The sequence below is a fragment of the Streptomyces sp. NPDC030798 genome (genome assembly GCF_055572275.1).
Window position 1 is genome coordinate 1 of record NZ_JBVIDR010000015.1, and the last position, 24,537, is coordinate 24,537.

Below are 24,537 nucleotides of genomic sequence, written 5' to 3' on the forward strand. Positions count from 1 at the left end.
TGCGGTGGAGGTCGCCCGTGCCGCGCCGGTGCCCAGGACTGACAGTGCCGCGACGGCGGTGCCGGTTCCGATGAGCGTCCGGCGGGACATCTTCGGACCTGGGCGGTTGGCGGATATGTGGTCCTCGTCGTGGCGTCGTACCCCGGCCATGGGGGCCTCCTCGAACTGTATACGATTCAACCTGAGAACGCTCTCAAGAGTGGCCACATTGTGCTGTCCCGCACCGGGCAGGTCAAGGATCGCCCCATACGTCGTTCGATCAGCCACGCACCTCCACGGCACTCCTACTCATGCATCCGGGAACGGCCCTTACACCACCGGGGAGACGCAGCCAAAGGTGAAAGTCGCTCAGCTTACGTTCACAAATTGAACATCCTGTGTTTTCGGGAGCGCTCTCAGTATTAACTGTTGACGACTTCAACCACGCGGGTCCACAGTGGCTCACCACAGCGACGCGAGTATTTCGTGGGAGTCGTTGTCTCCTGGTCCCGGAGTCGCACCTCCCGTTCCCCTCTCGTGGAGGTCATCTCTTGATGTACCGCAAGCACTTCACCCGTCGTCGACACGCCCGCCGCTCCCGTCAACCGCTCAGGGCCGCGCTCGGGGCACTGAGCGGACTGGTCCTGCTCGGCGGCGGCCTGTACAGCTTTGCAAGTGCCGACGAGCCCTCGGCTCCCGACGGGTGGCACCTCGTGTGGAGCGACGGCTTCTCCGGTGCGGCCGGCACCTTGCCGTCGAGCGACAACTGGATCATCGACACAGGCACCAGCTACCCGGGCGGTGCAGCTCACTGGGGCACCGGCGAGGTCGAGACGTACACCTCGGACACCGCCAACCTTCAGCAGGACGGAAACGGAAACCTCAAGATCACCCCGATCGAGGATGCGGAGGGCAACTGGACCTCCGGCCGCATCGAGACCAAGCGCAACGACTTCGAACCCCCAGCCGGAGGCAAGCTGCGCATCGAGAGCCGGATTCAGATCCCCGACGTCACCGGTGATGCGGCCGACGGGTACTGGCCGGCCTTCTGGACCCTGGGCGGTGCCTTCCGCGGGAACTTCACGAACTGGCCGAGCATCGGGGAGTTCGACATCATGGAGAATGCCAACGGAGCCAACAAAGTGTCCGGCACCCTGCATTGCGGCACAGATCCCGGCGGCCCCTGCAACGAGACCACTGGCCTCGGCGAAAGCCGCTCCTGCCCCGACTCATCCTGCGCGGGCAACTTCCACACCTACGCCTTCGAGTGGGACCGCAGCGTCTCCCCGCAGGAACTGCGCTGGTACGTCGACGGGGTGCAGTACCACTCCGTGAACGAATCACAGATCGACGAGGCCACTTGGGACGCGGCGACCGGTCAGGGACACTACCTGCTGCTGAACCTGGCCATGGGCGGCGCCTTCCCCGACCCCGTTGCCGGACACACAACCCCCAGCTCGGCGACCAAGTCCGGCGTGCCCATGCTCGTGGACTACGTGTCCGTCTCCAGCTCGGACGGCAGGACCACGAGCACCACCTCCAACAGCAGCCCAGCGGCCTGAGCAGCGACACCAACCGCCCCCGGCCAGGCTTGGTCACGTTCCTGGCCGGGGCTGAGGCCGCCTCGGACGGCGGGGGGCCGTCGGAACGACCCAGGGACAGTCGGAGCGCGGCGACTCTCGCAGAGTCACAGCACATGACACCAAGGTGAAAGGAACACGCGGTGTGGGATGCGCCGAAGGGGAATACGCCCCCATTCCTCCATCGTATCGACCGCTCGGACGAGAGCCTGTCGGGTCAATTGAGAAGTACCCCGGGCAGGGAGCCAGCTCCGTGGTTTCATGAAGAACTGCGGCCCGACACGGGCGACCCGTCTTCGAGTACGCCGAGCTGTGCACCGTGCCGGGTACTGCCGCAGGAGTCCTCACCGCGTCCGCGTTCACCCGGGTTTTCGTCGACGCGCAACGGATGGCAGGGCCCAAGGCCGCCTGGCGCCCCGAGCTTCTCGCCGCCGTGCACCGTGTCGTCGCGGACTGGGCTCAGGACCCTGGGCGCGGCGCCTGCCTCCACCCGGATCTTCACTCCCGTTACCGGCGGGCCGGCGCCCACCCGTCCACCCCGGAGAACCGCCGACTGGCCCACCACGCCTTCCAGCGGCTGCCGGAGCCCGCTCGCTGCCTGTTGTGGCACGTTGAGGTCGAGGCTGAGGAGGTGGAGGCACCGGCCGTCCTCCTCGGACTCTCCCCGGAGACGGCTCCGGACAGGCTGGAGTCCTCCCGTGCTCTCTTCCGACACGCGTGCGTTGCAGCACACCGCGAACTGGCTCCGGACGAGAGGTGTCTGCGGTTCAGCCGGCTGCTGGATGCCTCCGTCCAGCGCGGAGGCACTCACCTTGTTCCTGATCTGCAGAACCACATCGCGAGCTGCGAGCACTGCCACTACGCAGCTGAGCAGTTGGATCACTCCGGCGACCGCCTTGGCGTACTGATCGCCGAGGCGGTTCTCACCTGGGGCGCTCGGCCATATCTCGTCTGGCGTCCTGCCCGCCGGATGACTGAAGTCGCCTAGGAAGCGGCGCAGGAGGTGGCCCGGGCCCGCTGGATGACGGCCCGGGCCGTCTTCGGGGAGCCCCCGCCGAGTAGCGAACGCGCTGCGGCGTCGCAGCCCGATCGCCGGGTTGCGACGACGATGTGGTCGACGCGGTGCTGGGTGAATCAGTTCTAGATGCGGCCAACCACGCCGGCGTGCCTGCCGAGAGGCGACTAGCGGGAGGGCGCCGAAAGGACGACTGCTCGCGGACTGAACCTCGTCCGCACGGCTTCGGACCCGCCGCGAGACGGCACCGCCGTTCATACCCCTCGCGCGTGCGGGATTCCGTCCAGACCGGGAGCGAGCCAGGTTTCGTCCATGAGCCGAAACGCGCTGGTAGGGGAGAAGGGCGCTCTCCGCCGCGCGATGCGGCAAGGCCGACCGACCCATAGCACGCCGGTACCACCGCCTCCTGACTGACGGCCCAATGACGTTGGGCGCCGATCAGGGATGCCGCCGGCGTGCGAAGCCGGCCTACGGCTGAACAGGTTGGAGCCGGCGGCTTGCTACAGCGTCATCGCCTCGCTGACCCCGCGTTGGCCTGCTCCCGGCGTTCCGCCCCGAATGGTCCAGAAGAGACGAGAGGACCTCTTGAGTCGGTTGAGAGAGGGGGGCGTTGGGCGGTTGCTCGAGTGGTCATCGCCTGCAGGAGGGATCACATGCATCCCTCAGCGCTGACAACTGCGTATCTGTAGACGGGGCCCGCATGTCTTGGTTCCTCGTCGGCCCCACAACGGTGTGCGGCCGCAGCGACCTCGGCATCCGCCGTGCTCCGCGCCGCGGACTGCGGCTGTGCGCCGCGTGCCATCGAATGAGAGTGAGTAGACGTGGCACGACACCCGATGCTTCCGGAGGGAAAGGCGCGGGAGGTGTCCGCCTCGCAGTGTGCTCGTAACCGCGGTTTGCGAGCGGACAGTCCGCAAGTGGAAGCGGCACGTACAGCTGCGCAGCAGGGATGCGGCGGACCGTCGCAGGTCCTCGAGACGGCAGCCAGTCCCGCGAGCGAAGCCACCGCCTCACATGTTGGGTGCATGCCAAATAGCAGCCGGATGCAGAGCCCGCCGTATCCCTCATCTCCAACGACACCGGTCGGTGCACCGTCAAGTCCAACTCGCGAAAGAAGGCCGACAAATGATGCACTTAAGATCGCAGCGGGCTCGCGGCAACAGCGGCCCGAAAACACCGGAGCCGAGCAGGGGAAACGACCAGCATGGTGATGCCTCGCCGCGAGGCAACGCGGCCTTCCGCCGCCGGCGTCGCTCACCGCGGCGCAGGTTCGTCGACTATCCACGCGGCGGCAAACGGGGTATACGTCGCTGGATACCTTCGCTGGGGCTTCTGAGCGGGCTCGTCACCGGCGCCGTTCTCGTTCTGGCGGCCGTATGTCTTGTGATCTACCAGTGTGTGGAGATCCCCGAGCCCGGCAAGGACATCACCGCTCAGGCTACTGTCGTGACGTATGCCGACGGATCCGTCCTGGGCACTCTGGGTGTCACCAGCCGACGTAGTGTCCCGCTCAGCCAGGTGCCGCTCACCGTCCGTCACGCAGTGCTGGCCGCAGAGGACCGGGGCTTCTACGATGAGCCCGGTATCTCTCCACAGGGCATGGCGCGAGCGGTGTGGGCGGATGTGTCGGGCAAGCCGCTCGAGGGCGGTTCCACCATCACTCAGCAGTATGTGAAGAACGCGTACCTGAGCAGCTCCAGGACGCTGACCCGTAAGCTGTCGGAACTGTTCATCGCCGAGAAGCTCGATCAGGAGTGGAGCAAGGACCAAGTCCTTGAGGGGTACCTGAACTCCATCTACTTCGGTAGGGGCGCCTACGGCATCGAGGCGGCAGCACAGGCGTACTTCGGTCGGGATGTGAGCGCCCTGGACGTCAGTCAGGCCGCGTATCTGGGCGCCATCATCCAGTCACCGAGCACGTACGACCCGGTGGCGCATCCGAACGTCCTTGCGACAATCAAGGCCCGCTGGCACTACGTGGTCGACGGTATGGTCTCCTCAGGCTGGCTGTCTCCCGGCCAGGCCGGGAAGCTGGCCTTCCCCACGCTGCGACCGTTGCAGCAGTACGGGACGAAGGGCGACCAGAAGCCTTATCTCCTGGCGGCCGTGGAAAGCGAGCTGATCGCCCAAGGCATCTCCGACCAGCAGATCGCCACGGGCGGGCTGCGGGTCCGCACCACCTTGCAACGGTCCGCGCAGCAAGCTGCCGTCCAGACGGTGCAGAAGCAACTCCTCTCACAGCTGTCACCGCGCAGGGCTGTCGACGCCGATGTCCGTGTGGGCCTTGCCGCAGTTCGCCCGTCGGATGGTGCCATCGTCGCCCTCTACGGCGGCCGTGACTTCGCCGAACGGCAACTGAACGACGCGACGCAGGCAGCTGTACCCACGGGCCGCATCCTCAAGCCACTGACAGGCGCTGCCGTCCTGGACGAGCAGAAACACAATCCGGGACTCCGCTTGCCCCAAGATTTTATTGCCAGGGTTTATTCGCCCGACAGTACCGCCCTCGACACGGCGTCCATCAAGAAGGCGGTCCCCGGAATCCGGACCAGACTCGCAAAGATGGGCATTCCCAAGGACGCCCTGGGGATGACCTCGGCGGGCACCATGCTCACCGGCGACGTTGCCCCGCATGTCCTTGACGTTGCAAGCGCATACGGAACCATCGCCAACAGCGGCGATCATGTGAGATCCCATCTGGTCACGCAAGTGACGGACGGCGCCGAAGTACTCTTCCGTTCTCACATGACCACCGTGGCGGCGATCGACAGAGGTTGGGCGCGTCTGGCCATGTTGTCCGGTGCCGTCCTCATGTCGTCTCCTTCCGGTACCGGATTCACCGCCGAGTACCTGCACGACAGCGCTGCATGGTCGGTCGGCGTCACTCCCACCATGGTCACGGCAGTCGCAGTGTTCCGCGACGGCGAGGACCTGAAGCCGGGACCGAAGGCCCACTCACTCGTCGGTGCCGCAGGACGGAAGTACGTCACCGGCGGGGGTCTGCCCGACAAGGTCAGGCAGGCGTTCCAGGACAGAGTTGTCGGGGTTCAGGCGCCAGAGCATTAGGGCGTCTCCTCGTAGGCCACCTCCTTGGCCGCCAGGTGGCCTCCGGGCAGTTGACGAGGTCTCCGGTCTGGAAACGTTGCGGAGGTGATCGGCCGTGGGCCCTGTGAAGATGCCGGCTGCGCCGACCGCATCGTCCTGTGCGTGCGGTTCGAGGGGGGCGCAGCCACCGAGCTGGAGTGCCAAGTGCTCGTTTCGCCGCTATGGCATGACCCCTGACCGTGAACCTAACGGAACGCAGCCCCGGCCATGGCCCCTGTCAGCGACTGTCCGCCTCGTTCATGCGCCGTTGTGGATGCGTTGGCGCCGGGGGAGCGGCGATGCCGAAGCCACATGCGTCTGCGTGCTTCAGGAACGTGGGCGACGTCGGTAGAGGTTCGCCGTTCCTCGCCGGACATCTGTCGCCTGCGTGAAGACCTGGGCTGGAGTCTGCAGTTTGAGAGCGTTTTCAAGCACAGGCCTTGACCGCTCGGGCAGCGAACGTCAGAGTGGCGGGGACGAATTTCCGCCAATCCGCGAATGGCCGAATCTCACGCAATCCCCACCTTCCTTCCCGCACCGGAGGCCACCCTTCCATGCCCAACAAGCACACCAGAAAGGCTCGTGGCCGATGCACGGCCGTGGTCGGATCTCTGACCGGCCTCGCCCTGCTCGGCTTCGGGCTGTACGGCTCCGCCAACGCCTCCGAGCCGAACCCGGCCGGCGGCTGGCACCGGGTGTGGAGCGACGACTTCTCCGGTCCGGCGGGAGCTCCGCCATCCAGCAGCGACTGGATCATCGACAGCGGCACGAGCTATCCCGGAGGCCCCGCCAACTGGGGCACTGGCGAGGTCGAGACGTACACGTGGAACGCAGGCAACCTCCAGGAAGACGGCCAGGGCAATCTGGTGATCACCCCGGTCAAGCTCTGGGACGGCCGGTGGACGTCCGCCCGCATAGAGACCCGCCGCAGCGACTTCCAGCCGCCGGCCGGGGGAAAGCTGCGTATCGAGGCCCGCATCCAGCTGCCGAACGTGACGGGTGAGGCCGCTCAAGGCTACTGGCCTGCCTTCTGGGCTCTGGGCGCCTCTGTACGCGACAACCCCCGGAACTGGCCCGGCGGGGGCGAGTTCGACGTGATGGAGAACGTCAACGGCCTGAACAAGGTGTTCGGCACCCTGCATTGCGGCGTCGACCCTGGCGGCCCGTGCAACGAGACCAGCGGCCTCGGAGGGGGTCGCGCCTGCCCGAACACGGCCTGCGCCGGCAACTTCCACACCTACAGCTTCGAGTGGGACCGCTCCACCAGTCCCCAGCAGCTGCGCTGGTACGTCGACGGCGTGCTCTACCACACCGTGACCTCGGACCAGATGGATGCCGCCACCTGGAACTCGGCGACCAACCACGGCGACTTCATCCTGCTGAACCTCGCCATGGGCGGCAGCTTCCCCAACCAGCTCTCCAATGGCCTGGCTGCCACGCCCACCTCCGGCACCGTCTCAGGCGCTCCCATGAAGGTGGACTACGTGTCTGTCTCGAGCGCCACCGGCTGACACCCGCCTCATCGCCTCGCCGGCATCCGCCGTGCCAAGTCCCCGCCCGCAGCCGTTGGGGGGATGCTCCCCTCCAGCGGCGTCCCTCACCACATACCAGCGTCATCCCCGTAACGCCGTGGGGAGATTCCGGAATGAGTTCTTTCATGACCGACCAGCCATTCCCTCAGGCGCCGCCGCAGCCGTCCACGCCCGAGGACGGGTTTGAAGGAGCGTTCCTGGAGGATTACCGGGAAGCGGTCCTGTGCTACGCCCGCCTGTGCACCACGGGTTACGCGGAGGCCGAGCAACTGGCGGATGAGGCGTTCTCCCTGGCCGTCGAATGGCGGCGTCAGGGCGAGCAACTGCCCTGGCTGCCGCTGCTGCTCATGGCGGCGCTCGAGACGGCGGACGGATGGTTGGCACAAGGGCAGGGCGAGTTGCTCAGCACCGAGCTGAGCGGATGGCTGTGTGAGCGGTCGGCGCTGTCCTCTGCACCGGGACAGCAGCCGCTGGCGCTGCGGGCGTTGCAGCGGATGGCGCCGGAGGACGCGGAACTGCTCTGGGTGGCGCTGGTCGAGGGCCTGAATACCCGGAGTGACGCCGGAGTCGGCACCTGGGCGCCGAACCGTGAACGGGAGGTCGCGCGTGTCAAAGCCGCATTCCGTCAGCGCTGCCTGTGGGTGCGCGCGGTCGACGTGGCGGAGTCGCACGAACAGTGCCGCGGCTACCTGGGGCTGCTGGAAGCGGTGACGCGGTCGCCGGACGAGCGATCCCCCGATGACTTGCAGCAGCATCTGGCAGGGTGCGCGCGGTGCGCCGAGACCGCCGTGTGCCTGAGGGTGTCCGACGACCTGCCCAGTGTTCTGGTCACGGCTGTCTTGGGCTGGGGCGGGGAGACATACCTGGACCGACGCCAGATCGGCGCTAGGCGGCACCAAGGCGGGCCGGCGTACCTGGAACGGCGGCGCAGGGCAGCGGGGTGGCAGGCCCTCCTTCGGGAACGACCGGCCTGGTCCGGCGCTGTCGTCCTGCTGGTTGCGCTGGGGATGGTCGGCCTCCTCACCAGCGCACCATGGGAGTCGACGCCCGCATCGGACCAGGGGACGGCCGGGGACCGCGGGACAGACCCATCGGTCAGCGCCGTCGTGCCACAGGTACCCCCAATCGGAAGCCCGACCGAGTCGGTGACCAGCGGCGCATCCTATGCCGCCAGCCCCTCCGCCCCCCGCATGGCTGGCGCTCCCATGCCTGTCATGAGCCCCGTGTCGCCGTCCGTTTCGGCGGGCTCGACGAAGGGACCGGACGTCCACTGCAGGGCCAGCTACAGGTTGGTCAAACAGTGGGCCGGCGGGTTCCAGGCCGAAGTTCACATCATGCCGCAGGTAACGATGAGCGACTGGAAGGTGCAGTGGACGTACACCGGCGGCCAGCGCGTAACCACCATGTGGAACGGTGAATTCACCCAGGACGGTGATACGGTCCTGGTAACCCCTGCTCACTACGACGGCACTGTCGCGGCCGGCGCCACGCTCCCGCTGGGCTACCAAGGCACCTCAAGCACCTACAACCCAGCGCCCAAGTACATCGCCGTCAACGGTCACCGCTGTCAGAGCTGAACCGCGACGACGGTGCGACGTTACGAGGCGCGGCCCCCGTCGCCGCCTGGCGGCCGGGCCGCCGCGCTCCTGACTCTTCGTGCCGCGCAGGGCCCGGGAGGGGATACGGCGCTACGTGGTTGCTGCAGCGCCTCGACAACCATCTACCCCAAAGTCCCGGCGCGGGTAGACGTAAGTCGTGATGGCGGCCCGAGGATCGGCTGCCATCTGCCATGGCCTCACGTCCTTTCCTGGGCTGCCTCCTGCATTGTGAGAACGCTCCCGCCTCTACTGACCGCTGCTGAACGGGCAACCATTGCAGATAGGTTAGCGCTCAGCTGAACAACCGGTGAGGCGATGCAACCCTGCAGCCGAAAACGGAGTATTGGAGGGCGGAGAGGCGCAGCTCGTTCCCTGCCCGACCCATCGAAGGAGAACTGTGTCCACGACACAGGTCAAAAACCTCGCGATTGCTGCCGCCGCAGGTATGGCGGTGGTGGTATCGCCACTGCGGCCGCGACCGCATCCAACCGCCACCGGCACGACGGCGCTTCCATGGTCCGCGAGTCCGCCGTGTTGCCTCATCCGCGACGCCACCTTCCTCAAGGGCTTCACGCCGCCGTCCGATCCCGATGTGCTGCCGCACGTGTCGGCTCCGAAGGGGCGCAGTCTGCTCTGCACGAAGATCATGTTTGAGGGGGAGCCGGAAGGTCACCCGACTGATCCGTTTGCCGACTGCCAGGTCGTCAGTGGCGCTGGGGACGACGCGACGATGCGCGCGGGTCTGTGGGGGAAGACGGAGAAGGGGACTTCCGGCAACCGGCTGTTTGTGGCTCACTCGGAGCCCGCCGTGGCCCACGCCACCATGACGTTCCGGGACGGTCGCGGGGTCACGGCTGACGTGGTCACGGCTGACGTGGTCACGGTGCCCGGCACCGCTTACCGCGTCTACGCCGTCCAATCGCCGTCGGCCAGACCATCGCCTCGGTCGACGCATACGACGCCCGCAACCACCTCCCGAGCCACACACACGCAGTGGCACTGGCCTCGGGTGCTGTGGATCATGATCTTCCGGCGCCTTCGGCAGCCTGCATGGCGTCAGCCTGCTGCTGACAGTGGCTCGGGGGCCGAGGCCGGTGCGAGAGGGTCGGTCAAAGCGGTGTGTCGGCACGATGTTGCAGTGCCAGCGGCGACGGGTCCCGTCACCGCTGACAGAGAGCGACCGGCCGGGGGCGACGCTGTGGCGTGTCTTTGGCCAGGGCTGCCCAGATACGGGTACCGGCGCTTGTGCTGTGGCGGTCGTACGCGCTGGCAACGGCGGCGACCAGAGCCAGGCCGCGCCCTCGCTCCCAGATCTGCTCGGCCGGTGGGGCAACGCAGTCTCGCCAGCAGCCGTGGTCAGCCACGTGGACCCACAGGAAGGTGCAGCCCTGGAAGAGAGAGACGGTGACGTCGTCGCTACCGCTGTGCTGGACAGCATTGGTGACCAGCTCCGTGACGACCAGGGAGGCGTCGTCGGTAACCGCAGCACCCAGATTCCAGTGCGACGTCTGGTGCCGTATGAAGGACCGCGCAAGCGGGACTGCGGCGCTGCAGGAATCCAAGGAATATACGGCCGCCCCGACAGGTAGAGCCAGGGACCAGGGTCCTGGCGCCGGCCCGCTGGCGGGGCGTGCAGCCGGAACGGATGCCGCTGTGTGGCTGAGTACGTCGGCGGGCCCCCGGTGACCACCTATGCGGTCTTCGGTCTTGGTGACCTGGACTTGGTTGAATTCCATCTTTGGACCTCGACTCAACTCATAGTCGCCTGTGTATGGAGACGGTAGGGCCGAGCGGGGGCGCTGGGCGATGGCCCAAAGGTGGAGTCTGTGTGCCACGCGACTCTGGGCGGCTGGTCCGGCTTCGGGGTTCCAGCTGGGCCTGGGCCGTCGGCCCGGACTGTGGGACGATGAGTGAGTGGCGGAGCATGATGCGGCACTGCAAGATTCCGGGTGGCTGAGCAGCCGGGACCTGAATGGAGTGCTGTGTGTTTTGGAAGGCTGTGAGCGGGCCTCCACGCTTCGCGAGCTTCGCTTCGCCACGCTGGAAGGAATTGCCCGATATCTAGGGTATCAGAATGTTACATTCTTTGTCGGTCGCACTCCCGAGCTGTGCTTCTCGGACAGGTCTGCCGTCATCCTCGGTCATATAGAAAGGATGCTTGAGCCGTATCTGGACAGGTACAGGCCCGATGACCCTTTCACTCGGCCTGCGTCGATACAAAGAATACTCAGGAGTGGAGTGGTTTCTCTGGATCAGTTGCCGCCCCTGACGCGACCCAACCTCCGCGACTATCTTGATAACTTCCTGTTCCGGGGAGGCATATATTCCAAGATGGCCGTATTGGCTCACAGCTCCGCAGAACTGACTGCCGTAATCGGAATTCTCGATGAGGAATCAGGTGTGTTCGGTCAACGGGATCTCGCCATCGCAAGACTGCTCGGCAGGCATCTTGGTAATCTTACCGCCCGGCTCCTGGAACCCGCACCTAAGCAGACTGCCCTGAGCGGGTTGTCGCTTCGTCAGGCCGAGGTTGTCGCACTGGTATCTCAAGGGATGAGCAATGTAGAAGTGGCCTGCACCCTCCATGTCTCCGTCGATACGGTAAAAAAGCACCTCACCAGCGCTTTGCGAATAACGGGCTGCCAAAACCGCACCCAGCTTGCCCTTGCGTGGCAGGCCGAATCTGCACAGGGCATCCAGCGGAGCGGGTTATCGGGAGGCGCGGCCGCGAGGGCGTCGGGGCTTCACTGCCGGGCAATCGCGTTGTGCATGTGGCCCCCTCCCTCTGATGCGACGATCGCTCCGCGAGCCCAACGGGTAAGACGGATTTCGTGCGTCGTAAGCGAGTGAGAACGTAGGCGCTGACGAAACCGCTGCAGCGGACGCGCGGAACCAAGAGCTCGTACAGCTGGCTACGAACCAGCTCCGTGGCTGGGACGAGGCCCGCAGTGAAGACGAGAATGTACTTCCGTCCTGGTAAAATTGCATTATGCAGCCGCCGAGCATGCCGCGCCGGGGCAATCGCCAAGAACCAGAGACGGCGATGCTCAAGCAGTGGGCGCTCGAGCAGCTCACACTCCCGATGTCGATCTTCGATCGTCGGGGATTGCGGCGTACGGTCAACGAAGCAATGCAACGCGTGTTGGGGCGGCCGGAGCACGAGCTGATGGACCTGAGGCCGGGTGAGTACGAACCTGGCCGACGCATGGACGGCCTCGAAGGCATCGACGAGGCCACAGAATCGGTGCTGCGCACCGGAGAGACTGTGGCTTTCGAGGCGTATACGCGAGGGCCCGGTGAGCCGCGGCCCCACGCCTACCTGGTCACCTTGTATCCGGTGAAGGATCCGGAAGGCAGTGTCCAGGGCATGTGTCTGGCTGCGATGGATACCACCGAGCAGTTCCTGGCCCGCGAGCGGCTGAGCGTCCTCAACGAAGCGAGTCTGCGGATCGGCACCACTCTCGATTTGAGTCGGACGGTGGAAGAGCTGGCCTGGGTCGGCACAGACCACTTTGCTGATTTCGTCGTGGTGGATCTACTCGAGGAGGTCCTCCATGGAGGAGAGGTGGAGCCGGCCCAGATGGGTGATCTCGTGGTCTTCCGGCGCGTAGCACTCAGCTCTGTGTTGCCGGGTAGTCCCGAGACGGCTGTCCCCGTCGGCGAGGTGCACACCTACCAGCCGGATTCCCCGATCGGAGATGTTGTGGCTGTCGGCAGGGGCTACCGGCATGTGGTCGACGAGGCCACCCTGGCGTGGTGGGGAGCGGACAGCCCGGAAAGGGTACGCAAGGTCCGGGCCTTCGGGATCCACTCGATGATGGTGGTCCCACTACGGGCTCGCGGTATCACCCTGGGCGTGGCGCAGTTCTGTCGCCACCAGACGCGGGATCCTTTCAGCGAAGACGACCTGCTGCTGGCAGAGGAGCTCGGACGCCGGGCTGCGGTCTGCGTGGACAACGCACGCCGGTACACGCGCGAACGCTCCACCGCAATGGCGCTCCAGCGCAGCCTGCTGCCAGGGCACGGCCCCGGTCCGGAAGCGCTGGCAGTCGCCTCCCGCTACCTGCCGGCGGCATCCAGCGTCGGCATAGGGGGTGACTGGTTCGACGTCATCCCGTTGTCCGGGGCACGAGCAGCCTTGGTGGTGGGCGACGTGGTGGGCCACGGTGTCCACGCATCAGCCACCATGGGAAGACTACGCACAGCGGTGCGAACCCTCGCCGACGTTGATCTTCCGCCCGACGAGCTGCTCACCCATCTTGACGACCTGGTACTGAGCCTGGAGCGTGAACAGGCCCCGCAGGACGGCGAGCAGCAGGGCATGACGGGCGCCACCTGTCTCTACGCGGTGTATGACCCGGTCACCCAGTGCTGTTCAATGGCCCGGGCCGGTCATCCGGGGCCGGTCCTGGTCCTGCCGGGGGGCACTGCCGACGTGGTCGACCTGCCTGCCGGACCCCCGCTGGGGCTCGGCGGGCTGCCCTTCGAGGCTGCGGAATTCGAGGTGCCGGAGGGCAGCCTTCTTGCCCTGTTCACCAACGGTCTGGTCGAAGCCCGCGGCCGCGACCTCGACGACGGGTATGCCCTGCTCAAGGAGGTCCTCGCCGAGCCCGACCGCCCTCTGGAGGAAATCTGCGACCAGGCGCTGCACACGCTGATGACAGGCTGCAGCACCGACGACGTCGCTCTGTTGCTCGCCCGCACGCGAGCACTGGACGCGCACCGGATCGCCAGTTGGGACCTGCCTGCTGACCCGGCGATCGTCGCACATGCCCGCGAGTTGACCCGCAGGCAATTGACCGCCTGGCGCCTTACGGACGCTGTGTTCACCATCGAGCTGATCGTCAGTGAACTTGTCACCAATGCCATCCGCTATGGTCGTCCGCCCATCGAGCTGCGGCTGATCCGCGACAGCGCACTCATCTGCGAGGTCTCCGACTCCGGTAGCGCCGCACCCCATTTGCGACGCGCACGCGTCTTTGACGAAGGCGGCCGCGGGCTGATGCTCGTCGCCCAACTGACCCAGCGATGGGGCAGCCGGCACACGCACATCGGGAAAACCATCTGGGCTGAACATCCACTCCCAGGCGCGCCGGCCTGAGGCCTCTTACATCGCGGGCTCTCGCCGCTGACACACAGTGCCATTCTCACTCGATCACGGAGATGATCGCGTACCGTGGACAGCCCTATCGGAAGCCCAGCCCGCTACGGCTGGCACATACTCGACCACAAGCCGAGCGGCGGCGCCCCCGCCCTGCGGCCGGCGCGCGGGAGATGGCAGAGGCCCTCAGCATGGGACGTCTCTGCCGAGGGCACTTCCCTGCCAGGTCGTCGTCTCCTCACGGTGCCTTATTCATCACGTCCGGGCTCGGGCCGGCGTGGCTGTGGCGCTTCCTGCGGCACGCTCCGGTGCGGTGGTCTCCGCACCGGGGGACTCCGCGTTTGGCAGCTCCTGCTCGGTCCAGATGCATTTGCCGCCGTGAAGATAGCGGGCGCCCCAGCGCTTGGCGAGGGCTGCGACGAGTTGCAGGCCGCGTCCGCCTTCGTCCGTGTAGCTGGCATGGCGGATACGGGGAGTGGTGAGACTACCGTCGTAGACCTCGCAGATCAGGGAGCGGCTCCGTAGAAGACGCAGCCGGATCGGCCCCCTGGCGTGGCGGACCACGTTGCCGACCATCTCGCTCACCAACAGCTCGGTGGTGAGCGCAAGGTCGGTGAGTCCCCAGGCTGCGAGCTGTGCACGGACGTACTCGCGGGCTTGACCGGCCGCCCGTGGATCTTCGGGGAGGTCACAGCCGGCGACGTCACCCGAGTCGGTGCACCGGGTGTGAACCATGAGCAGGGCGGCGTCGTCGTTGGTCTGTCTCTGGTCGGGCAGCAGGGCCGAGACGACGGTGTCACACAACTCATCCAGGCGCCGGACAATGTGGTTTTCGTCCGGCCTCTGGAAGCACTCGGTCGTAAGGGCAACTTTGGTCAGCACCTGTTGGAGACGAGCCAGTCCCTGCTCCACGTCCTGGGTGGCCGACTCGATGAGGCCGTCGGTGCACAGGACGAACAGGCTCTCGTCCGGCAACTGAAACTGGTGCGTCTCAAAGGGCGGTTGTGCGGCGCCGAGCGGGGGATCGGCAGCGAGGGCCGGGCTGTGGACGGTGCCATCGGGATGGACGAGGACCGGTCCTGGGTGGCCGGCGAGAGCGCATGAGCAGGTGCGGGCAATGGGGTCGACAACGGCGTACAGGCAGGTCGCGTAGAAGTCCTCGCCCAGATCGGAGACCAGGTCGTTGAGACGGCCCAACAACTCGTCGGGAGGCATCTCCAGGTCGGCGAGAGTACGTACGGCTGTGCGCAGCCGTCCCATGGTGGCTGCCTCCGCGAGGCCATGTCCCATGACGTCGCCGATCACGATGGCAACCCGGTCACCGGACAGTGGGATCACGTCGTACCAGTCCCCGCCTACCCCTTCCCCACGGCTCGCGGGCAGGTAACGAGCGGCGGCCCGGGCGGCGGGCAGTCGGGGGAGTTCCCTGGGCAGCAGGCCGCGCTGAAGTTCCCGGGCGCGGGCATGCTCCATGTCGTACAAGCGGGCCCGCTCCAAGGCCTGGCCGACCAGGCCGCTCAGGGCCGTCAGCAGGGTGCGCTCCGCATCGCTGAAGGAGCGCGGCTGGCTGAAGGAGACGGTGCACATGCCGATGGTTCGACCAGAGGCGATCATGGGAAGGAACGCCCACGCCTCCTTGGGTGACTTCTCACTCACGTGGCGCAGCGTGGGATACCGCCGGTTGTACTCGGCTTTCGTCTCGATGAACCGGGGAGTGCGGGTCCGCACCACGTCGTGGAGTGAGGCGTAGTCAGACAGAGGAAACCCGTCCATCATCTTGCAGAAGTCCTGGGGATATCCGGCGGAGCCGACGTCATGCAACCGCTCGTCGTCGTCGAGTATCTGGACCAGTAGCCCGTCGGCGCCGAACGGAGGCAGCACATGGTCCGCGACGGCCTGCACGACGTCGTGGGAAGTCACGGCTTCAGCGAGCGCTGCGGTCAGTTCGCCCATGAGGACGGAACGCTCGGCAGTGGCCACCGGACCAGGGGTCGGCAACTGGGGCATACCGTGCAGGTACGCCGCAGTCCACGACGCTATTGTGCGCAGGAACGACCGCTGCATCTCGTCCGGCGCGCCGGGCTCGGACGTGAGCACCGACAACGCCCCCATCGGGCCGTCGCCACCAAGGATCGGCACCGCAACCGTGCCGGATGCCCCAGCCCCCAGGCTGTCCCCCTCCACCCAAACGCAGGCGCCGCGCTGAACAGCGCGTGTGGGCGCCACGTTCTGCTCGGCGGGGAGCTGCGCCCATGCCTTCACGCTCGCGGGAGCGAGCCCGTCGGAAGCCGCCAGCCATAGCCGCCCGTCGGCGGGCTCACGCAAGTGCGCCATGGCCCCCAGGCCGTCCAGGCAGGTCATTGCCTGTCGAAGGGCCAGGGTCAGTGACTGCATGCTGCCTGGCCGATCTCTGCCAATGGGCTGCGCGGACGCCCATGCATCGGGGCCCGCCGCCACCGAGGAGTCAGAGCAGCTCGCGGGGGCGGATATTTCAACTGCCATTTCGTTCTGCTTACCTCTGGTTCAGAACAATCTCAAAAATAGGTAAAAGTAGATAGATGTCCTGATCTAGCCAAATTGACAATACCATCCCCGGCACTCCCGAGTGCCTTCATGGAGCTACTACCTAGGGTTCGCCGCGACGCGAAGCGCGGCGTCCCGACGAGCCCCTGAGTCTTGGGCAGCGGTGCATGCCGTGCCCGTGTGCGATCTCGTTGACGGTGCCCTGCATGCCGGAGCCGACCGCATACCGGGTCCGCCAGTCTGGCGTCTGCTGCTCGGCGCGGACACGGACTTGCAGGTCACGGAGTTCTCTCCGGGAAAGCCCACGTTCCGGGTGCTTCGCGGGAGGTCGTGCACGGGGCGCGGACCGGACGCGGCTGGCACTGGCCCTTGGCGAACCCCGTCCACGATCAGATGCGCCGCTGACGGTTGACGTCAATATGGAGGTCGTCGCGGAAAGCCCTCGCTCCTTCGATGCTGGGGCGTGGAGTTTGCCGGCAGCGACCCGATGAGGTGACCTGGCGCTTTGGGGCGGCCGGTTTCAGCTGGTCCAGGGAGTTGTAGCCGCCGTCGACCCGGTGCTCGGCTGGCAGCCGACCACGGCGCCGCAGCCGGGTGTGCGTGCCCGACAGTGCCTGGGCGTCGTATGCGGTGGCCGAAGTGGCGGCCACTTCTGTGATGACGTTCGTGCTGTCGATCGCGCGAATCTCGGTGAGATGGCCGACGAACCGGGTGACCTGCCTCCGGCGCGCGTAGCGGGCGATCAGGTCGTAGGGGGAGACGATGGCGAAGGACGAGAACGGCAGCCCGTCGCGTGATGGGACGCTTGAATCTCCCCGCCCGGTGCTCGGGGGTGGGACAGACCTGCTCGCCGACGTCCCCCACTCACCGAGTGCTGGCCAACAGCGGGGCACTACCGGGGAGGGACGCCCGACAGCAGCACCAGGCGCGGCGCGGCCCGAACACTCGACGATCGGGGAGTCCCGGTCTGTGCAGTGCAGCAGGTCGCGGGGTGGGGCGAAGAGCGCCCCCTGGTCGATTTCATGAATCGCATCAGTCGTCGGTGCGCCAGTGCAGGCGGCACCCGCCGCATGACGGTGGTAGTCCTGCACCATGATCTGCTGCAAGCCGAGAGCCTGACAGGTGGTTCTGCCCGGGATGTGGGGATGCTCCCGCAGCCGCAAGGTGTCGCCGCTGGTGGTGTTGATCCTGGTATTGGACCGGGTGGCGTTCTTGCCCAGGCGGACCGGGCGCCCGTAGCGGCGTCCTGGAGACGGACCAGCCTCAGGTCGAGTAGGCGGTGGAGGCGATCGCCGTGGGCCAGGCGCTCGCGGACGTCGGCAGGACATTGTGGTGGACGCCGGGATCGTCCAGCTCCATGGCCACGGCGTCTTGACAGCGATGCGGCAACACACCACCTCGAACGTGGGTGCAAGTGCTCCGGCGGTCGCCTCGCACTACCGGGCCCGCAAGATCAATCCCAGCGCCAATGGCCCCGTACCGTCTTCATGGCTGGTCATGTCGCCATCAAGTTGGATCCGTGTTCGGTGAGCAGCAGGGCGATGTCGTCGGCCCGGTAGGAGGAGGTGCGGGCGTGGTCCAGGAGCCGGTCAGCGAGTTCGTCCAGTTCGTCCGCGCGGGAATGGGCCAGTGACACTCGCAGCCGGTCGATCCCCATGTCGATGTCGGTTCCGGGTGTCTCCACCAGACCGTCGGTGTAGAGGGCAAGAACGGAGCCTGGCGGGAGGGCGATGCGAGTTTCGGCGTAGGTGCTCGTGGGGTCCGCGCCGAGGACTGTTCCGATTTCCAGGTCGAGGGCATTTGTCGTGCCGTCGGCGAGGCGGAGCAGGGGCGAGGGGTGACCAGCAGTGACTGCGTAGGCGGGCTTGCCGTGAGCTTCGAGGTGGATGTAGCAGCAGCTGGCCAGCAAGTCGCTGTCGAGGTCGATGAGGGTCCGGTTGGCGCCTGACATCACGGCGCCGGGTGCGTGGCCAGCGGCCACAAACGCGCGGACCGCACTGCGTAGCTGGGCCATGGTGGCCGCAGCGGCGATGCTGTGCCCCTCCACGTCACCGATGACGAGGCAGACCCCGCTGTCGGTGGGGATGACGTCGTACCAGTCGCCACCGATGTCCATACCGCTGGTGGCGGGCAAGTAGCGTGCGACGGTCCGGATGCCGTGGATGTTTGGTAGGCGGTGCGGCAGGAGAGCTTGCTGCAGGCCGTGTGCGACCGCGAACTCCGAGTCGTACAGCCGTGCTCGTTCTAGAGCCTGGGCGATCAGTCCGGCGAGTGCGGTCAGGACGCCGCGGTCCTTTTCCGTGAAGTGATGCGGTTTGTCGAAGCCGAGGACGCAGGTGCCGACAGGGCGGCCGGAGGCAAACAGCGGCAGATACACCCAGGAGCTCACCGGGCCTGTGGGGATGCCCGGGTAGCCCCGCGCGAGATCCTTCTGGGACTCGATGAAGAGGGGAATACCGGAGGTGAGGGTTTCCGTTCCGGGCAGGCGGGCGCGCAGGGGAACGCCCTGAAGCCAGTCGAGGAACGTCTTGTGGTGGCCGGTGTGGTGCAGAAGCTGCATCGCTTTGTTGCGGACCACATAGATTGCCATCTGCTGGCCACCGAAGGCCGGCAGCAGCTGGTCCGACACGACGTCGCAGACTTGGCGGGTGGTGACCGCCTCCGTCAGCGCGCTGCTGAGCTGTAGGACGTGGTACATCGTGCCCAGGCGGGCTGGTGCGGTGGCGGCTACGGTCGCCGGTGGAGACGGGGGTGCCTCCCCGGCCGATGGGGGGCGGCTTGTGGGGGCCACCTGTCCGGTCACCCCGTCGGGCTGGGGGTGGAGGGAGAAGGTGAGCCACTGGTCGGGCGGCCGGATGACCAGGAAGGAGGACGGCGCCTGCGAGATCATCGCGGAGCGGTGTCGGTACTCGATGCTGGGGTCGGACAGCCACGGCAGCACGTCCCACAGGCACTGGCCCAGTACTTCGTCGGCGGAAACGTCCAGCAGGCGCAGAGAACGGCGGTTCGCGTAGGTGACCCGCCCGTCGGGGGCAAGGGAGAACATGCCGTCTGGCAGCCGTTCGACGGCGGCGACGGCTGCACCGCCCGCCCGGGCATCCACGACCGCGCCGACCAGATGAGGAATCGGGCGCGCGTTGTCGGCTTCCGGTATCCGGCCCCACAGCTCCACCGTGCGATACGTCTCGCCGTGCTCGCTGTCATGATGTACGCGCAGACGCCGCGCGGTGATCCGGCCCTCACCCTCTGCCTCACGCATGCAGACCCGGAAAGCGGCACGATCGCCGGGGTGCAGGCACGCCCCAAGTGTTTCGGGACGTCCGTCGAAAGCGCTGTGATCGAGACTGAAGATCGCGCAGAACGCGTCGTCCACGCTGAGGACGCCGGAGCAGAGGTTCCAATCGAACAAGCCCACCTGCACAGCCGCCGCCGAGTAAGCCGGGGTCTCAATGACAGGCGTCCCCGGTTCGCATTCCACCGGATCACCAGTACGGACGCGAAGATCGGCCAGGGAATGACCGAGCCGACAGGCCACGCTCCGCAAGTGACGACGTTGAGCCTTGGGCAGCCCCTCGCTGCCCGGTGGAGCCGGCCACACGATCGCCAACGATCCGAAGACCTCCCCACCCGCGCGCACCGGCACGGAGCAGGAACCGAAGGCATACGGCAAAGCCACCGCAAGCTGCGGATACCGCCGCATCGTCTCCTCGGCATTCGCCAAGTGAACCGTGCGCCCGGACGTGTAAGCCACGGCAACCGGTATGGGACTGCGGGCCGCGATGAGACCCCAGCCGCCCAGCAGAGACGGCGGCACCCCGCACGTCGCGGCGAGAACGATCGATCGGCGGTCCGGGGAGCGCAGGAAAATGCTCCCCGCATACGCGCTCGTTCCTTCGACGGCCTCCACGACGGCGGCAGCAAGCACGTCCTCACGCTCCGCCGCCCCACCGGCCGCCAACCCACGCATACATCCAGTGTGCGCAGGTCAGTGCACGCGAGCCAACCGACGGTGATCCGTCCCCCCTGATCAGTGCATGCCAGCCGCCTCGCTCTGCGCAGCCTGGTTTCGGAGCACCTAGCGCTCGGCGTGCCGCTCTGGCTTGGCGCCGGTGGGTAATGCCCAAACCGTCAGCGTGACTGCGAACGCAATGGTCCAACCGCGTTGCCCCGCCTTGCGCGCGGCGACGGTCACCGATCACCGCGGCCCCCAGTGGCGATGAGTACCGGCACCGTTCAAACCAGCCCAATCGCTGTCGCGTGCTTTCCGCGCACCGTTACTCGACGTCTCGAAGGGTGGGGACAGCCGCCTCATGTGCACCCGAAACCCGGAGACCTCAGCAGGTCGGGTGACCTGCTGAGGCATGCGACGAACTCAGAGGCCTCCGGGGTGCGCCGAGAGCGTCAGGGGCTGTGCTCGACGGCTGTGCAGGGCTGGGGGCAGCGCCAGCCGGTACAGACGATGTTGTCGCAGCGCGGGCGAGGACGCCGTCGCCGTTCGCCAAGTCGGTCCATCCGGAGGACGGGCCGAACCGGCCGACGTTCTCCCGCTGAACGCCGCCCTTCTTGTTCTCCACCCGGAAGTCGTATGGCCAGCTGGTGAGCAGGTTGCTGATGCGGCTCCAGTCGGTCTTGCAGGCGAGCTCCAGCGGAGGTCGATCCGCTCGTTTCCGTCCCAGGCCGTGTCGCGGACGGTGGCATCGCATCCCGTGTGGTGCGGGGCCTTGAAGTTGCACGAAGGACCGGAGCAGCTTACGGACATGGCGGCGGACTGGGCGTGGAGGGGGGTGGCCGCCGCCGCGGTGCTCAGATCCACGGTGGCGGCGGCAGCCCGGTGCAGTTGGCCACCGACTTATCGGTGGCGTGTGCACCTGGGTGATGTGCTCGCCGTACTCGGTGGGTGCGCGGTGCGCCAGTGGCATACCGCTGAGGTAGCCGAGCACCCAAGAACCGTTGAGGTTCGGCCCGGTGCCCCACGGTTGATGGATCTAGTGCTTGCGCAGCGCCTTGCTGCGGACCATGGGGGACGCCGAGGCTGCGGAGCGGACCAGGAGGTGGCTGCCGCGGGGCGGGGCTGCGCTGTTCTGGCCGATGATCCAGGTGCCGTTGACGGTGGCGGTCCGGCAGGCCAGCGATCGCGGGCCCGCCGCCCTGTCGGGACAGGCCACGAAGGTGTGCGTCGCGCTGCCGTCGGCCGCGAAGGAGCCGGAGTATGGACCGACGTTGCCGGGAACACGCACGGTGTGCCGGGTCCTGCCGGCAGTGTCGGCCAGGCGCAGCTCAACCCGGTCGCAGGTCGGAAGGTCCAGACTGCCCCCGTATCGTGGCCTCCACGGCGCATCACAATGCCGAGCAGGTCGGTGATCTCCTCTTCGACTTCGTGCAGGAGGTCGTCACCGAATACGCAGAGCGAGTCCTCGCGAGGATCTCCGAACGTGCCCATGCGGAGATCACCGGTGAGGTAGAGGTAGTAGTCCCTGTCGGGAAACACGCTCCCGGGCCACCGCGGCTGACCGGCACCACCGACGCGATGAGGGTCGAAGCGGTAACCCCAGTGGTGCCAGTCGAGCCAGTAGAGCGGCTCATCCGGGCGGGCGCAGGCACGCAGTCCGTGTTCGACGACGTTCTTGAGCTCCTCCACGACGCCTGGGTCGTCGACGACGGCTCTCAGATGCCACGTGACGGAGGCTGGGGGCTCGGTGATGCAAGGAAAGAGCCCGCCCAATCGATTGAAGGCGAACTGTGCATCGAACCCACCTCGCAGCTCGGAGTGCTCCGCGCTGTAGCACAGATCCTTCACCGCCCTCGTGGAGGCGGGAGCTCCGGGGGGGCATCCAGTGGTAGGACCGCACGGTGGTGATCTCGTTGTACCCCGACTGCTGAAGCATGACCTTCACGGGGCCGTCGGCCTCCGCGAGAACGAAGCGGACATCATCCGGCTCGCTCAGCAACGGAATGACGAGCTCGCGGTGAGCTCCGGTGATCCCGCCAATCGCCAGGAACTCGGTTCCCACGAGAAGCTCATGCCAGCGGCAGCCCAGCAGCCCGCTGTCGTTCTCCAGGACCACTAGGTGCTTGTTGTCCAGACGGAACAGCCCGTCTTCCTCCCACTCGCCCAGAGGAATGCTGTGCGGGCCGGACACGGCGGCCAGTTCACGCGCCCGACCGGCGGATTGGTCGGGGCGCCACAGCTTGCGAACTTGGCGCCCTGGCGGGACATGGAACCTAGGCATGGTGGCGTCGCTACGCGTGGGGACGTCCTGACATCTGCCCACCAGCACAGCACGTTCCCAACAGGGCACGAAACCGGCTTCCAGGAGCCAGTCGTGCACTTGAGCGGTGTCGTGGGCATGCACCTTCCACTCCACCGGCTCACAGCGCTGCGCGAAAGCCGACTGCTGCCGGCGGATCAAGTCGCCCAAATCGGCATCGCCCAGGTCGCGATGGTCCACACGGCCATGCGTGCCGTAGTGGATCCGAACCAACGGGGGGTCCTCTTCCACCACGGCTCCAAGGGGCACGGGCTGAGGAATCCTTCCGCGCACCTGGGCCTCGTACGCGGCCAGCAACTCATGAATTTCCTCAACTGTTCACCTCCACGCCGAAGAGCCGAAGAATGATGGCGGCCAGGGCACGCTGGGCTTCGTGGCCGCAAGCAGGCGCCCCGCACAGCAGCTCGACCCGTTTCCCCAAACGGGTCGGCGCCCTGAAGTTCGATCCTTTCGTTCATGATGCGCGGCAGCGCAGGCGCAGGAGAGACGTCCATTGCCGCATTCGGCACGGAGGTCGTGCCCGGGTGAGTGAGGACTGACAGGAGGCTGCGGCTTGGACCGGGGCACCCCGGTTGGTCATGCCTCCAGTGCCAGGGCTCAGGGTCCCACATGCCGCAAGCAGCATTCCACGTGTCGGGGTCGTAGGGCTGCTGAGCCTAGGAGCTGCCCGCGTTGGGAGTGCTGGAGGCAGAGCCGCTTGAGCGGTAGACGGCTACGTAGTCCACCTTCATGGGGACGCCGGGGCGGGTGCTGGAGCTGGGGGTGGGGTGTCCGGCGACCGGGTCGGGGAACGCGCCACCCATGGCCACGTTGAGGAGGATGAAGTGGCCGTGACCTGTGGCCGCCTTCCAGGTGGCGGCGTCCATCTGGTCGGAGGTGACGGTGTGGTAGAGCACGCCGTCGACGTACCAGCGTAGCTGCTGGTGGCTGCTGGTGCGGTCCCATTCGAAGGTGTAGGTGTGGTAGTGGCCGGCGCAGGCGGTCTTGGGGCAGGTGTGGCTGTCGCCCAGACCCTGTGTCTCGTTGCAGGGGCCACCGGGGGTGGTGCCGCAGTGCACCGTTCCGGACACCTTGTTCTGGCCGGCGGCGTTCTCCATCACGTCGAACTCGCCGATGCCCGGCCAGTTCTGGTAGTTGCCGCGGAAGGGGGCTCCCAGCGTCCAGAAGGCGGGCCAGTACCCTTCGGCGGCGGTCCCGGTGACCTTCGGAAGTTGAATGCGTGCCTGGATGCGCAGTTTGCCGTTGGCCGCTGGTTCGAAGTTGCTGCGCTTGGTCTCGATGCGGGCTGAGGTCCACTTGCCTGCCGAGTCCCTGAGCGGGATGATCTTCAGATGCCCTGAGCCGTCCTGCTGCAGGTTGGCGGTGTTTTTGGTGTACGTCTGGATCTCGCCGGTGCCCCAGTTGGCGGCGCCGCCGGGGTAGCTGGTGCCGGTGTCGATGATCCAGTTCTTGCTGGAGGGGAGCTTGCCGGACGCGCCGGAGAAGTCGTCGCTCCATACCTTGTGCCAATCGCCCGACGGCTTCGGCACCGACGCGTCGGCGAATCCGTACAGACCGAAACCGAGAAGCGTAAGGCTGGCCAGTGAGCCGATGACGGCCTGTGAGCGGCGGTTCGGCCTCTTGATGTGTTTTTTGGGCATGCCGAAGCGGCCTCCGTGAAGGGGGAGTTCTCAAGCAAGCGGATGCGGCGGCATCCGCGAACCACACTGTTCCCTGAGTCCTACGAGTGGTCAACAGTTGAAGTTGAGAACGCTCTCATTGTCACACTTGTGACCACAGTGTGAAGGAAAGCCCGGCTGGGTCTGCCGCCGTTGGGTCCATGGCCGGTTCCCGGCAGGTGACTGACCGCACCGGGT

At 66.7% G+C, this 24,537-nt stretch carries 12 protein-coding genes and 1 pseudogene; 6 read left to right on the plus strand and 7 right to left on the minus strand.

Annotated features, from left to right (window positions below; translation table 11 throughout):
- Positions 1-533 precede the first annotated feature (533 nt).
- The 4 genes from ACZ404_RS29450 to ACZ404_RS29465 all read left to right on the plus strand — a co-directional run bounded on the left by ACZ404_RS29450 (position 534) and on the right by ACZ404_RS29465 (position 8,767).
- Positions 534-1,541, plus strand: coding sequence for a glycoside hydrolase family 16 protein (locus ACZ404_RS29450; protein ID WP_468445076.1), 1,008 nt, complete (start codon positions 534-536; stop codon positions 1,539-1,541).
- Positions 1,542-3,972: 2,431 nt separating this feature from the next.
- Positions 3,973-5,640 carry a transglycosylase domain-containing protein gene (locus tag ACZ404_RS29455; RefSeq protein WP_468445078.1) on the plus strand — a complete coding sequence of 556 codons (1,668 nt, stop codon included), beginning with the start codon at positions 3,973-3,975 and terminating at the stop codon, positions 5,638-5,640.
- A gap of 617 nt (positions 5,641-6,257) precedes the next feature.
- Positions 6,258-7,169 carry a glycoside hydrolase family 16 protein gene (locus ACZ404_RS29460; protein ID WP_468445080.1) on the plus strand — a complete coding sequence of 304 codons (912 nt, stop codon included), beginning with the start codon at positions 6,258-6,260 and terminating at the stop codon, positions 7,167-7,169.
- Between the two features lie 146 nt (positions 7,170-7,315).
- Positions 7,316-8,767, plus strand: a complete 1,452-nt coding sequence (locus tag ACZ404_RS29465) for a cellulose binding domain-containing protein (protein ID WP_468445082.1) — start codon at positions 7,316-7,318, stop codon at positions 8,765-8,767.
- 1,181 nt (positions 8,768-9,948) lie between these two features.
- Here ACZ404_RS29465 and ACZ404_RS29470 read toward each other — a convergent pair.
- Positions 9,949-10,524: an ATP-binding protein gene (locus tag ACZ404_RS29470; protein WP_468445086.1), complete on the minus strand. Its 576-nt coding sequence runs from the start codon at positions 10,522-10,524 to the stop codon at positions 9,949-9,951.
- 595 nt (positions 10,525-11,119) lie between these two features.
- Here ACZ404_RS29470 and ACZ404_RS29475 point away from each other — a divergent pair.
- Both ACZ404_RS29475 and ACZ404_RS29480 read left to right on the plus strand, forming a co-directional pair.
- Positions 11,120-11,638: a helix-turn-helix domain-containing protein gene (locus ACZ404_RS29475; RefSeq protein WP_468445428.1), complete on the plus strand. Its 519-nt coding sequence runs from the start codon at positions 11,120-11,122 to the stop codon at positions 11,636-11,638.
- 139 nt (positions 11,639-11,777) lie between these two features.
- Positions 11,778-13,889: a SpoIIE family protein phosphatase gene (locus ACZ404_RS29480; RefSeq protein ID WP_468445088.1), complete on the plus strand. Its 2,112-nt coding sequence runs from the start codon at positions 11,778-11,780 to the stop codon at positions 13,887-13,889.
- A gap of 255 nt (positions 13,890-14,144) precedes the next feature.
- On the opposite strand, the gene ACZ404_RS29485 is transcribed toward ACZ404_RS29480, so the two are convergent.
- The 6 genes and pseudogenes from ACZ404_RS29485 to ACZ404_RS29510 all read right to left on the minus strand — a co-directional run bounded on the left by ACZ404_RS29485 (position 14,145) and on the right by ACZ404_RS29510 (position 24,321).
- Positions 14,145-16,283 carry an ATP-binding SpoIIE family protein phosphatase gene (locus ACZ404_RS29485; protein ID WP_468445090.1) on the minus strand — a complete coding sequence of 713 codons (2,139 nt, stop codon included), beginning with the start codon at positions 16,281-16,283 and terminating at the stop codon, positions 14,145-14,147.
- Between the two features lie 518 nt (positions 16,284-16,801).
- Positions 16,802-17,518 (minus strand): hypothetical protein, encoded by a 717-nt coding sequence (locus tag ACZ404_RS29490; RefSeq protein WP_468445092.1) that lies wholly within the window; start codon positions 17,516-17,518, stop codon positions 16,802-16,804.
- A 389-nt stretch (positions 17,519-17,907) separates the two neighbouring features.
- Positions 17,908-20,379 carry a SpoIIE family protein phosphatase gene (locus ACZ404_RS29495; RefSeq protein ID WP_468445094.1) on the minus strand — a complete coding sequence of 824 codons (2,472 nt, stop codon included), beginning with the start codon at positions 20,377-20,379 and terminating at the stop codon, positions 17,908-17,910.
- Positions 20,380-21,397: 1,018 nt separating this feature from the next.
- A complete protein-coding gene (locus ACZ404_RS29500) occupies positions 21,398-21,649 on the minus strand; it encodes a hypothetical protein (protein WP_468445444.1) in 252 nt (83 codons plus the stop codon).
- 203 nt (positions 21,650-21,852) lie between these two features.
- Positions 21,853-22,209 (minus strand): annotated as a pseudogene (locus ACZ404_RS29505) (DUF2716 domain-containing protein); the annotation flags it as partial.
- Between the two features lie 1,128 nt (positions 22,210-23,337).
- Complete coding sequence (locus tag ACZ404_RS29510) at positions 23,338-24,321, minus strand: glycoside hydrolase family 16 protein (RefSeq protein ID WP_468445096.1); 984 nt, start codon at positions 24,319-24,321, stop codon at positions 23,338-23,340.
- Positions 24,322-24,537 lie beyond the last annotated feature (216 nt).